At 70.8% G+C, this 11,957-nt stretch carries 10 protein-coding genes and 1 pseudogene; 6 read left to right on the forward strand and 5 right to left on the reverse strand.

The genetic code is table 11. The features are described from left to right. Positions 1–339: 339 nt before the first annotated feature. The 3 genes from mltG to KO481_RS26790 all read left to right on the forward strand — a co-directional run bounded on the left by mltG (position 340) and on the right by KO481_RS26790 (position 3,391). Complete coding sequence (mltG, locus tag KO481_RS26780; RefSeq protein WP_443678003.1) at positions 340–2,022, forward strand: endolytic transglycosylase MltG; 1,683 nt, start codon at positions 340–342, stop codon at positions 2,020–2,022. Further along, complete coding sequence (locus tag KO481_RS26785; protein WP_215920926.1) at positions 2,012–2,830, forward strand: shikimate dehydrogenase; 819 nt, start codon at positions 2,012–2,014, stop codon at positions 2,828–2,830. Before mltG ends, KO481_RS26785 begins: the two co-directional genes overlap by 11 nt. A 78-nt stretch (positions 2,831–2,908) precedes the next feature. Continuing rightward, positions 2,909–3,391, forward strand: a complete 483-nt coding sequence (locus tag KO481_RS26790; RefSeq protein ID WP_245401546.1) for a B-4DMT family transporter — start codon at positions 2,909–2,911, stop codon at positions 3,389–3,391. 205 nt (positions 3,392–3,596) lie between these two features. Here the strand turns inward: KO481_RS26790 and aroB are convergent, their stop codons facing one another. The 4 genes and pseudogenes from aroB to KO481_RS26810 all read right to left on the reverse strand — a co-directional run bounded on the left by aroB (position 3,597) and on the right by KO481_RS26810 (position 8,300). Further along, on the reverse strand, positions 3,597–4,736 hold the full coding sequence (aroB, locus tag KO481_RS26795) for a 3-dehydroquinate synthase (RefSeq protein ID WP_215920930.1): 1,140 nt from the start codon (positions 4,734–4,736) through the stop codon (positions 3,597–3,599). 896 nt (positions 4,737–5,632) lie between these two features. Beyond that, positions 5,633–6,151: pseudogene (locus KO481_RS43350) on the reverse strand (shikimate kinase); the annotation flags it as partial. Further along, positions 6,148–7,371 (reverse strand): chorismate synthase, encoded by a 1,224-nt coding sequence (gene aroC, locus KO481_RS26805; protein ID WP_215920934.1) that lies wholly within the window; start codon positions 7,369–7,371, stop codon positions 6,148–6,150. The pseudogene KO481_RS43350 and the gene aroC, both read right to left, overlap by 4 nt. A 362-nt stretch (positions 7,372–7,733) precedes the next feature. After that, positions 7,734–8,300 carry an A24 family peptidase gene (locus KO481_RS26810; protein WP_215920936.1) on the reverse strand — a complete coding sequence of 189 codons (567 nt, stop codon included), beginning with the start codon at positions 8,298–8,300 and terminating at the stop codon, positions 7,734–7,736. A 220-nt stretch (positions 8,301–8,520) separates the two neighbouring features. Between KO481_RS26810 and KO481_RS26815 the strand changes: the two genes are divergently transcribed. The 3 genes from KO481_RS26815 to nusB are packed head-to-tail and all read left to right on the forward strand — an operon-like array spanning position 8,521 to position 10,777. Beyond that, positions 8,521–9,642, forward strand: a complete 1,122-nt coding sequence (locus KO481_RS26815) for a M24 family metallopeptidase (protein WP_215920938.1) — start codon at positions 8,521–8,523, stop codon at positions 9,640–9,642. A gap of 41 nt (positions 9,643–9,683) precedes the next feature. Further along, the gene (gene efp, locus KO481_RS26820) at positions 9,684–10,247 is read left to right on the forward strand and encodes an elongation factor P (RefSeq protein ID WP_215920940.1); all 564 of its coding nucleotides are present in this window, start codon (positions 9,684–9,686) and stop codon (positions 10,245–10,247) included. A 20-nt stretch (positions 10,248–10,267) separates the two neighbouring features. After that, positions 10,268–10,777 (forward strand): transcription antitermination factor NusB, encoded by a 510-nt coding sequence (nusB, locus tag KO481_RS26825; RefSeq protein ID WP_215920942.1) that lies wholly within the window; start codon positions 10,268–10,270, stop codon positions 10,775–10,777. Positions 10,778–10,949: 172 nt separating this feature from the next. On the opposite strand, the gene KO481_RS26830 is transcribed toward nusB, so the two are convergent. Further along, a complete protein-coding gene (locus KO481_RS26830; RefSeq protein WP_215920944.1) occupies positions 10,950–11,930 on the reverse strand; it encodes a quinone oxidoreductase family protein in 981 nt (326 codons plus the stop codon). Between the last annotated feature and the right edge of the window lie 27 nt (positions 11,931–11,957).

Raw genomic sequence — 11,957 nt, forward strand, 5'->3', positions numbered from 1 at the left:
TGGCTCCGAGCGGAGGAACGCCTTCGGCAGAGTACCGAGGAACGCCGTTACCGCCGTTCCGATCAGGATTGGGGCGATACCGAGTCCCCGGCGGCCCGCAGCAGTGAAATCCCGGCCGCTCGCAGCGGTGAGATGCGCGCGGCGGGCGGGGACGAGCCCCGGGCGCGCCGCGGCGATCGTGCGCGTTCCGGCCGCGGCGGCGACCTCGGATCAGGGCGTGGGGCCAAGGCCGCGGAGGCCGCTCGGGGCGGCGGAGGGGGTCGGCCCGCCCGCGGTCGTCGCGCCCGGCACGCGGCCCCGGACGAGGACGATTGGGACGAATACCAGGACACCGGCGTCATCCCGCGGTACAGCGACGCTTACGACGGCGGTTACCAGGGCGAGCACGGGTACGAGCCGCAGCATGGCGCGCACGGTTACGCCGATCAGGGCTACGACCAGCAGGGTTACGCCGATCAGGGCTACGACCAGCACGGTTACGACCAGGGGCACCCGCAGGCCGGCTACCACGACTATGCCGACCAGGGCTACGGCGACCGAGGCTATGGCCAGAACTATCCCGACCACGGGTATGTCGACCAGGGTTACGGCGAGCCTGAGCAGGGCGAATACGACGGCCGAGGTTATGGCACCGGCGAATATCCGGAGGAAGCCTACGACCAGGAACTGATGGCCGAATCGCCCGCCCGGCGTGCACCGCGCCGCGGCAGGCGCCAGGCCGAGGAGCCCGCCCCCGCCCGCAAGCAGACTGCTCGCGGTCCGCGCACGGCCACCAAGGGCGGCGCGCAGAAGGGGCGGCGGGAGCCGTCGGAGCGCGGCCGGGGATCGCGCGGCCGCAAGTCCCGTGTCGCCTCGCGCAAGGCCGCCGAGCGAAAGCGGCGGCGGCGCAACCTGATGTATGTCGGCACCGTCTTCGTGGTGCTGTTCGCGGTGGCCGCGGTGTATGCGGGCTACAAGATCATGGGCCGGGTCGGGGGCCCGGAGGACTACGCGGGCCCGCCGGGTCCGCTGGCGGTGGTGCAGGTGCATCCGGGCGATACCGCCGAGCAGATCGCCAAGGCCATGCTCGACAAAGGAGTCGTGAAGAGCACCGGTGCCTTCTATCAGGCGGCGGTGCGCGATTCGGGCATGAATTCATTGCAGCCCGGCTATTACGCGATACCCACCCACATCAAGGGTGAGGATGCGGCAACCGCGCTGATGAGCAAGGATTCGCGCGTCGGCAACGTGGTGATCTCCGAGGGTCGTCGGCTGCACGACTCGACCGACGTGAACACCGGCTCGCGCAACGACGGCATCTATCGAAAGATCGCCGACGCCAGTTGCATCGGCACCGGTGCGGCAAAGAAGTGCGTGACCTACGAACAGCTCGACCAGGCGGGCGCCGGCACGGACCTGAACGCCTTGGGGGTGCCGCAGTGGGCCATGGCCCAGGTCCGTCAGGTGCCGGATCGCACCCGCCAGCTCGAGGGCCTGATCGCTGCGGGCACATGGGATTTCGATCCCAGCGGCACGCCGGCCCAGATTCTGGCCCAGCTGGTCTCGGCCAGCGCCCACAGCTACGAATCGACGGGCCTGCTGACACCCAACCCGGCCGCGGGCATCAGCCTGAGTCCGTATCAGACGCTGATCGCGTCGTCGCTCGTGGAGCGCGAGGCGCTGCCCGCGGACATGCCGAGGGTGGCGCGGGTGATCGTGAACCGGCTCAACGCCAATATGCCGCTCGAGTTCGATTCCACCGTGAACTACACCTTGTCGAGCACGGAGGTCGCCACCACCGACGCCGACCGGGACCGCAAGACTCCGTGGAACACCTATGCGATGGCGGGTCTGCCGGCGACCCCGATCTCCTCGCCGTCGCTGGGCGCCATGCGCGCGATGGAGAATCCGACGGCGGGGCCGTGGCTGTACTTCGTCACGGTGGACAAACAGGGCACGACGCTGTTCACCGACAGCTACAGCGAGCACCAGCGCAATATCGAAAAGGCCAGGCAGAGCGGAATTCTCGACAGTGGACGATAATCGCGACCACCGCCGCGCGGCGGTGCTGGGCAGCCCGATCGCGCATTCGCGGTCGCCGCAGCTGCACCTGGCCGCCTATCGCGAGCTGGGGCTGGACTGGACCTACGAGCGCATCGAATGCACCGCCGAAGGGCTGCCCGGATTCGTCGCCGGGCTGGGCCCGGAGTGGGTGGGCCTGTCGGTGACGATGCCGGGCAAGGAGACCGCGCTGGCGGTCGCCGACGAACGCACCGAGCGCGCGGTACTGGTCGGCTCGGCGAACACCCTGGTGCGCACCGCCACCGGATGGCGCGCGGACTGCACCGACGTCGACGGGGTGCGCGGTGCGCTGCAGGGCGGCGGGATCGAGAAGATCGCGGCCGCGGTCGTCTTGGGCGCGGGCGGTACCGCGCGTCCGGCGCTGCTGGGCCTGGCGGAGCTGGGCGCGCAGGCGGTGACGGTGGTGGCGCGCGATCGCGGCCGGGCCGCTGGGGCGGCGGAATTGGCTCAGCGCCTGGGCATGTCGGTCACGGTCATCGATTTCGACCCGGCGGGGGTGCGGGCGGCATGCGGTCACGCCGACGCGGTCGTGAGCACCGTCCCCGCGGTGGCCGCCGCGCCGATCGCCGACGCGGTGGCCGTCGCGCCGGTGCTGCTGGACGCCATTTACAACCCCTGGCCGACGCCGCTGGCCGCGGCAGCCGGGCGGGCGGGCCGGACGGTCGTCAGCGGTCTGGATATGCTCCTGAATCAGGCATACGGCCAGGTCGAGCAGTTCACCGGCAGGCCCGCGCCCCGCGCGGCCATGGCCGCGGCCCTGAGGGAATAGGGCCGCGCCGCGACGCAATGATATTTCTGTAACCGGTTATTGTTTTTTCGAATCCTCCGGCACGTTAGGGTGGTCGACATGAATGCGTGGGTGTTACGCGCCGTAGTCCTCGGGGCGCTGACCGTCGTCCTGCGGACCGTGCTGGGCTTCGGGATGATCTACTGGCCGACCCAGGGTTCCTGGATGCGGTTGCTGTGCCTGATCGTGCTGGTCGCGACGGGTGTGGTGTGGGGTCTGGCCGACGGCCGGGGTGATCGGCGGGCCAATCCCGATCCCGAGCGCGGCGGCGTGGATCTGACCATGCGCTGGCTGAAGGCGGCCATCGCCGGCGGCCTCGGCTCTGCGGTGGCGGCCTGGCTGCTCGATTTCGTCCCGAAGTTCGATCTCGGCGACAACGGGCTGGGCTTCGAGATCACCGCGGGCGCGGCGTTCATTCTGCTGATGATCTTCGTGCCGGCCATGATCGGCGTCGCGGCCGGCCGCTTCCTGGTCACCAGGGAGAACACCAAGGCCGCGGCCCGCACCCAGCCGCCGGCACCCGCCGCCGCCACTCCTGCCTGAGCTCTTCCACGCTCGAATGATTCACCGGCGCTGGGCAATCCCGGCGCCGGGTTGACCGGACGATGAAATGCCGCCCCGGACATAGTGTCCGGGGCGGCATTGTCGGCCTCGATGAGTGTGCGATACCGGTCGGACGACCGTTCCGAGGCGTTTGCCTGGGTGCCGCGGGAGTCGAGCCGGCGCCCAGCTCGAAGATGGCGGCGTTTTACAGCAGTACCGCGCCGCTGCTGGGTGCGTCTTCCCGGGCGATGGTGGCGTAGGCGGCGGCCAGTAGCGCGGGGTCGGGGCCCTCGAGGCGGCCGGGCTTGGCCAGGCCGTCCAGCACGACGAAGCGCACGATGCCCGCGCGGGTCTTTTTGTCGGTCTGCATGGTGTCCAGCAGTTGCGGGAGCGCGTCGGCGTCGTAGGTGGTCGGCAGGCCGACGCTCGCGAGCACCGCGCGGTGCCGGTCGGCGGTGGCGTCGTCGAGGCGGCCCGCGAGGCGGCCCAGTTCGGCGGCGAAGACCAGGCCCACCGATACGGCCGCGCCGTGCCGCCAGCGGTACCGCTCGCGGCGCTCGATGGCGTGCCCGAGGGTGTGGCCGTAGTTCAGGATCTCGCGCAGGCTGGATTCCTTGAGGTCGGCGGCCACCACATCGGCCTTGACCTGGATGGCGCGGCGCACCAGCTCGGGCAGCACATCGCCGGTCGGGTCCAGCGCGGCGGCCGGATCGCGCTCGATGAGCTCGAGGATCACCGGGTCGGCGATGAATCCGGCCTTGATGATCTCGGCCATGCCGGCGACGATCTCGTTGCGCGGCACCGTTTCCAGGGTCGCCAGGTCCACTATGACCGCCGCCGGCTCGTGGAAGGAGCCGACGAGATTCTTTCCGGCCTCGGTGTTGATGCCCGTCTTGCCGCCGACCGCCGCGTCGACCATCGCCAGCAGCGTCGTGGGCACGTGAATGACCTGCACGCCGCGCATCCAGGTGGCGGCCACGAAGCCGGACAGGTCGGTGGCCGCGCCGCCGCCCAGGCTGATCACCATGTCCTGGCGAGTGAGCCCGATGCGGCCCAGCACCTCCCAGCAGAATCCGGCCACGGGCAGATCCTTGCCCGCCTCGGCATCGGGGATCTCGATGCGATGTGCGTCGATCCCCTTGTCGGCCAGGGCCGCCCGGACCACCTCGGCCGTCTCGGCCAGCGGCGGCTGATGGAAGATCGCGACGGTGCGCACGCCGGGGCGGCCGGTGACCTGTTCGACGAGATCGCCCAGCAGCCCGCGCCCGATGATGACCGGGTACGGATCGGCGGTGCGAACGTCGATGCGGGTCGGCTCGGCTGGGTCGATGGTGCGCTCACTCATGCGCTCTGCTCCGATTCTCGTTGTGCTCGTATGATGCGTGCGCGCCGCGCGCGGGGCCGCCGGGAGCGGCCGGACCGTGCCGATGCGCCGGAATTCTGTTGTGCGGCGGGGGAATCAGCGTCTGATTGGGCCGGTTCCGAGGCACTCGCCGCAGTTCGTCGCGCCGGATCCGATGTGGCCGCCGTCGTCCGTGCCGCCGGATCTGATGCGGCGGCAGCGGTCCGTCCTGCCGGATCCGGCACGGCCGCAGTGGTCCGTCGTGTCGGGTCCGATGCGGCGGCAGTGGTGCGTCCCGCCGGACCCGGTAGGGCTGCCGCGGGATCCGAGCTCGGGGCGGGCGGACCGGCGGGGCGCCTCGCGGCCCGGTGGCCGCGCGAGCGTGCCGAACGCTGCTGTGCCGCACCGGTTGCGGACTCGCCAGTTTTCGCGGTGGGGGCCGGTGTGCCTGCGGGAGGTGGGCTCTGGGAACCGCTATCGCGTCGCGTCGCCCTGGCGCCCGATCCTTGTGCTGGGCTCCGGCCGGACTGCGTGTCCGCGGTGGATGGTTCGGTTCCCGGACCGGTCGCGGACGACTGCTGCTGTGATGCCGCGGCGGTTGAGCCTTTCGAGCGATGGCGGCCCCCGCGGCGTGAGCGGCGAGACCGACGGGGTGCACCGGACTCGCCCGCGGGCGAGTCTTGCGGTGCCGCACCAGAATCGGTGTTGGTATCGGTGACCTTGCTCCCGGAGTTCTCGGCGTCCTGGCCGCGCGTGGCCGGCGCGGCAATAGCGGCAGCCTTGTTCGCCCCGGAGCGCCCGCCGCGGCGGCGTCGCCGCGACCGCCGATTCGCGGCGCCCGAGCCCTCGGCCGGTCGTGCCTGTGTCACAACGGGTTTCGGCTCCGCCGGTTCCATGCCCAGCCGCGCGAGGATGTTGCGAACGACCCGGCCGGGACTGCGCCCCTCGGTGCGTACCCGCACCGAGGCGACCTCTCGGTAGAGCGGACGGCGAGTGCGCATGAGTTCACGGTATTTCGCCGCGGGGTCGGCGCCCGCCAGCAGCGGCCGATGCGTCGTCGCGCCGGTGCGCCGAAGTCCCTCCGCGACACTGATTTCCAGATACACGACGGTACGGTCGCGCAACAGCTCGCGGGTCCCTGCCGACAGGATCGCGCCGCCGCCGAGCGAGACGATGCCGCGCTCGGCCAGGACCGCCCGGCGCACGACGTCCTCCTCGATGCGCCGGAACTCGGGTTCGCCGTCGGTGGTGAAGATCTCCGGGATGGTGCGACCGGTCTCGGCCTCGATCACGGCGTCCGTGTCGACCAGCTCGGCGCCGAGTTCGCGCGCGAGTTTGCGGCCGATCGTGGATTTTCCGGCTCCCGGCGGGCCGACCAGCACCACGCTCGCCGGGTGCGGGCCGGGCTCGGGGGTCATGAGCTGACCGAGGTGGTGGGATCCGGGGCAGACGGCATGTGCGGACGCGCACTGAGCCGTTTCAGGTAGCTGGTGAGGTTGCCGACGGTTTCGGGCAGCGAGTCGCCGCCGAACTTCTCGAGCACGGCCTGCGCCACGACAAGCGCGACCATGGCCTCGGCGACGACGCCCGCCGCCGGGACCGCGCACACGTCCGAGCGCTGATGGATGGCCACGGCCTGCTCGCCGGTGGTCATGTCGACCGTGGACAGCGCGCGGGGCACCGTGGAGATCGGTTTCATCGCCGCACGCACCCGCAGCGGCTCGCCGTTGGTCATGCCGCCCTCGAGGCCGCCGGCGCGGTTGGTGGACCGCAGCACGCCGTCGGGGCCGGGACGCATCTCGTCGTGGGCGGCGCTGCCGCGGCGTCGGGCGGTCTCGAAGCCGTCGCCGACCTCGACGCCCTTCATGGCCTGGATGCCCATGAGCGCGGCGGCCAGGCGAGAGTCCAGGCGGCTGTCGCCGCTGGAGAACGAGCCCAGCCCGACGGGCAGGCCCTCCACCACGACCTCCACGACACCGCCGAGGGTGTCGCCGTCCTTCTTGGCGGCCTCGATCTCGGCGATCATCGCCGCCTCGGCTTGCTTGTCGAACGCGCGCACCGGGCTCTCATCGATCGTAGGCAGATCCGCGGCCGTGGGCACGACACCGGCGGGGGCCGCCGCGGTGCCGATGGAGACCACGTGGGAGATGACCTCCACGCCCAGGGCCTGGCGCAGGAACGCCTTGGCGACCGCGCCGGCGGCCACCCGCGCCGCGGTCTCGCGGGCGCTGGCGCGCTCGAGGACCGGGCGCGCGTCGTCGAAGCCGTACTTGAGCATCCCGGAGTAATCGGCGTGGCCCGGCCGGGGGCGGGTCAGCGGCGCATTGCGGGCCATATCGGCCAGTTCGGCCTCGTCGACCGGGTCCGCGGACATGACCTCGGTCCACTTGGGCCACTCGGAATTGGCGATCTCGATGGCGATCGGGCCGACCTGGGTGCGACCGTGCCGGACACCGCCGATCACGGTGACCTTGTCCGCCTCGAACTTCATCCGCGCGCCGCGCCCGTAGCCCAGGCGGCGGCGGCCCAGCTGCTCGGCGATATCGGCAGAGGTCACCTCGACCCCGGCGACCATCCCCTCCAGGATCGTGACCAGGGCGGGACCGTGGGATTCTCCGGCAGTTATCCAGCGCAGCACGCTTCACATCTTTCCACGTCAGCGCGGCCACCCGGACATCTGGCCCGCCCACGCGCAGGATCAGCCGCCTGTGTCGGCCACCTGGATCCGCAGCTGGGCGGCGAAATCGCAGCTACACGGCCGTCGCCGTGGACCCGCGGGCGGATTCGTGCCCGTGCCCTGTGTACGGCGTTCCCAGTGACGTCGGCGAGCGCGCTGTCGTCAACGCACGACGGGCGCGGCCGAGTTGCGGCACTGTCCGAGGCCAGGCTGGATTCGGCGCCGAATGCCGCAGGGCTGGGTTGCATGTGGACGAGGCCGTCGGCGCTCAGGGTGTCCGGACTATGGCGTGGGGCGGCGTGCCCGCGACCGGCATGCGGGTGTCAGCGAGTCATCAGCAGCGCGGCTACGGTCGACAGGCACATGGACGGTCCGTGCGGCACAGCCGAATCCGGGGGCGAGGCCCGGGGGCCGAGCCCGGCCCCACGATCGCGTCCGGCTGCCATCGCGCGTCCCTTGCACCCACTCACATGGTCCCGCTGCAGGCCGCGGCGTCGGTGCGTTCGGATGTCGAGCCGATGGGTAACGCGTTGCCAAGGAACGAGTAATGCCGCACCAGCGACGGCCGTCAGAACCGGGGCGATGATCGCGGCCCACACCCATGCCTGGGCGCCACCGCAGGCAGCAGCGCCGCCGAGGCCGAGCGCCAGCTTCACGTCTCCCGCGCCGATCGCGGCGGGCGAGATCAGATGACACGCCAGATAGGGGAGCGCAAGCAGCAGCGCGCCCGTGATCGCGGTGCCGGCACGACCGGTCGCGATTGCGAAGGCGAGTACGCCCACCGCGCCGGTAACGGTCAACGAATTCGGAAGGCGCCGCTCGCGCAGGTCGACGGCGCTCAGCAGCCCACACCACACCACCAGGGCGGCCGTGGCGGGGAGAAGCGTCATGCCGCAATCGTGCCTGCGGGAGGGGTGCCGCGGGGCCCTCGATCGCGAAATGTGGATAACTCCGCGCATGTGGATAGGCATCGATTACGAATCAGGATGTCGAACGCATTCTTGCAGGTGCTCATCCGGACCTGCCGTGGTGGAGCCGGACGGCGCCCTGGGGATGCGTTGGGGATATGGCATGACGATGCCACGGCCCGGCAGCGGTAGCGTTGAACACATGTCTGCTGATCCCCACGCCCGGATTCCGGACCATGCCGCCCGCCGGGCAGCGCTGCGTGACCTGCTCGTGGAGAACGGGGCCGATGCCCTGCTGGTGACGGATCTGATCAACATCAGATACCTGACCGGCTTCACCGGATCCAATGCGGCCCTGCTGGTGTATGCCTGGGACACGGCCGAGGACCGCACCGTGATCTGCACCGACGGCCGGTATATCACCCAGGTCGGCGAGCAGGTGCCCGATCTGCGCGCGGAGATCGCGCGGGCGAGCGCGCGCCGGATTGTGGAGCTGGCGGGTGAGTGGCAGACCGGCCGGGTGGGGTACGAGAGCCACATCGTCACCGTCGACGAGCATCGCGGATTCGTCGCGCAGGCCACGGGCCTGGAACTGGTCGCGGCGCCGGGGCTGGTCGAGCAGCTGCGCATGGTGAAGGACGCGTACGAGGTCGAACAGTTGCGCGCGGCGTGCGCGGCCGGTGACGCCGCACTGGCCGCGCTGATCGAGCGGGGCGCGCTGCGGCCCGGCCGCACCGAGCGACAGGTCGCGCGCGATCTGGAATGGCTGATGTTCGAGCACGGCGCGGACGCCGTGGCCTTCGAGACCATCGTCGCCACCGGGGTGAATTCCGCAGTGCCGCATCACCGTCCGACCGATGCGGTCCTGGCGACCGGGGATTTCGTCAAGCTCGACTTCGGTGCGGTCGTCAACGGCTACCACTCGGACATGACGCGCACGCTGGCACTCGGCGCGCCCGACGATTGGCAGCGCGAGGTGTACGCCCTGGTCCGCGAGTCGCAGCGGGCCGGTCGCAAGGCGCTCAAGCCCGGGGCGGACTGCGCCGGGGTGGACGCGGCCGCGCGCGGGGTGATCGAGGCGGCGGGGCACGGCGAGCTGTTCGTGCACGGCCTCGGCCATGGCGTGGGCCTGCGGATTCACGAAGCGCCCGGACTCGCCAAAACGGGCACGGGTACACTGCTCGATGGCGTGGCGGTGACCGTCGAACCGGGTGTGTACTTCCCAGGCCGCGGCGGTGTCCGGATCGAGGATACGCTCGTGGTACACGAGGGGGGTTCCGAGCTGCTCACGCTCACCAGCAAAGACCTGATCGTCGTCGAGTGACGCCGGTCGCGGTAAGGACCAGGACAGGAGATCCGAGGACAGTGGCGGACACCAGCGACTTCAAGAACGGCCTCGTGCTGAAGATCGACAATCAGCTGCAGCAGATCGTCGAGTTCCAGCACGTCAAGCCGGGCAAGGGGCCCGCCTTCGTGCGCACCAAGCTGAAGAACGTGATGTCGGGCAAGGTCGTCGACAAGACGTTCAACGCCGGAGTCAAGGTGGAGACCGCCACCGTCGACCGCCGCGACATGACCTACCTGTACCACGACGGGCAGGACTTCATCTTCATGGACGGCGAGACCTACGACCAGATCCACCTGGGCGAGGGCGTGCTGGGCAGGTCGGCCGGCTTCCTGCTGGAGAACATGCAGGTGCAGATCGCGATGCACGAGGGCGAGGCGCTGTTCGTGGAGCTTCCCGTCGCGATCGACGTTGTGGTGACCCACACCGAGCCGGGCCTGCAGGGCGACCGGTCGAGCGCCGGCACCAAGCCCGCCACCGTCGAGACCGGCGCCGAGGTGCAGGTGCCGCTGTTCATCAACCAGGGTGACAAGCTGCGCATCGATACCCGCGACGGCTCGTACATCAGCCGCGTCAACTCCTGACCCGGCTGATAATGGTAAATGTGGCCGATCAGTCGGGGGACAAGAAGTCCCAGTACAAGAAGCTCGGTGCGCGGCACAAGGCCCGCCGCCGGGCGGTGGACCTGCTGTTCGAGGCCGAGGCGCGCGATGTGGACCCGGCCGATCTGATCGACGAGCGGGTGCAGCTGTCCACCGGTGACGAGTCGGTCGCGCCGGTGAATCCGTACACCCGGACCCTGGTCGAGGGCGTCGCGGACGATCTGGATCGGGTCGACGGCACCATCGAGTCGTACCTGCAGGAGTGGACGCTGTCCCGGCTGCCCGCGGTGGACCGCGCGATCCTGCGCGTGGCGGTGTGGGAGCTGTTCCACGCCAACGACGTTCCGCCGGTGGTCGCGGTGGACGAGGCGGTGGAGCTGGCCAAGGAGCTGTCCACCGACGACTCGCCGAGCTTCATCAACGGTGTGCTCGGCCAGGTCGTCCAGGTGGCGCCCCAGGTTCGCGCCGCCGCGGCGGCGACCCGCTCCACCGGACCCACCGAGCGTTCCTGAGCTAGCCCGAACCGCCCGCGCCGCTTCGAGATTCGGCCGGGCGGTTCGTCGCGTCACGGGCCGGATCCGGTATCGCGCTGTCGCCGAGCCGAATCCGTGCCACGTCGATCGCGCACGCGACCGGACACCGGCCGCTGTGCCGGTGTCTGTCCGCGCGATGCGGGCAATCGCGCTATCCGACAGCTCGATTCGGCCGCAGGATGATGGTTCCCGTCGTGGCCCGCTCCTGGACGAGGCGGTGCGCACGCGCCGCCTCGTCCAGGGGGAGCACCCGGTCGATCAGCGGGGTGATGCGTCCGGCGGCCGCGTGATCCAGCACGTCCGCGCGGGTGGCCGCGACCCGGCCGAGCCAGGCGGGCCCGGTGCAGGAGGTGTAGGTCAGGCCGCGGGGGTACAGGTCGGTCGGCGTGATCGCGGCGGGCGCTCCCGACAGCTGGCCGTAGCCGAGCATGCGGCCGGTGGCCGGGGTCATGACCTCGAGCAGTTCCCGCGCGGTATCGCCGCCGAAGGCGTCGAAGACGACGTCCACCGTTGCGTCCCCGAGGATTTCGCGCAGGCGCTGCGGCCAGTCGGGGGCGCGATGGTCGACGACCTCGTCCGCGCCGAGCGCCCGCGCGCGGTCGGCCTTGTCGCCGCTCGCGGTGGCGATGACCCGCGCGGCCCCGAATGTGCGGGCCAGCTGCGTGAGATAGCCGCCCACACCGGACGTCGCGACCTGCACCAGGATGGTCTCGCCGCCGCTCAGCGCGGCCCGGTCGAGCAGGGCATGCGCGACCGAACCACCCATCAGCACGGCCGCGGCGTCGTCGTCGGAAACGCCGTCGGGGATCGGAGTGGCGAATTCGGCTGGGACGCGGGCCGATTCCGCGTATGCGCCGGTGCCCGCGGTCGTCGCGACCACCCGCGCGCCCAGCAGCTGCGGGTCCACGCCGGCGCCGATCTCCGCGACCGATCCCGTCATCTGGAAACCGAAGATCTCCGGCAGTGCGGCGGGCATCGGGAAGGCCCCCGAGCGCAGCAGGGTCTCGGCGTAGAGGACGGGAATCGCCGTGGTCCGCACGACGACTTCCCCGTGTTCGGGGTGCGGCTCGGGAGCCTCTCGGGGCTGGAGCACCTCGGGCTCGCCGGCTGCTGTCATTACGATTGCCTGCATCACAACTCCATAAGTGGACTGACGGTC

The organism is Nocardia albiluteola (genome assembly GCF_018860155.1).
GTDB lineage: Bacteria > Actinomycetota > Actinomycetes > Mycobacteriales > Mycobacteriaceae > Nocardia > Nocardia albiluteola.

Excerpts from the sequence above, each read along its gene's own strand:
- KO481_RS26810 (WP_215920936.1), bottom strand. The coding sequence starts at position 8,300 with ATGACGCTTCTCCCCGCCACGGCCGCCCTGGTGGTGTGGTGTGGGCTG.
- aroB (WP_215920930.1), bottom strand. The coding sequence starts at position 4,736 with ATGAGTGAGCGCACCATCGACCCAGCCGAGCCGACCCGCATCGACGTT.
- KO481_RS26830 (WP_215920944.1), bottom strand. The coding sequence starts at position 11,930 with ATGCAGGCAATCGTAATGACAGCAGCCGGCGAGCCCGAGGTGCTCCAG.
- KO481_RS26815 (WP_215920938.1), top strand. The coding sequence starts at position 8,521 with ATGTCTGCTGATCCCCACGCCCGGATTCCGGACCATGCCGCCCGCCGG.
- KO481_RS26790 (WP_245401546.1), top strand. The coding sequence starts at position 2,909 with ATGAATGCGTGGGTGTTACGCGCCGTAGTCCTCGGGGCGCTGACCGTC.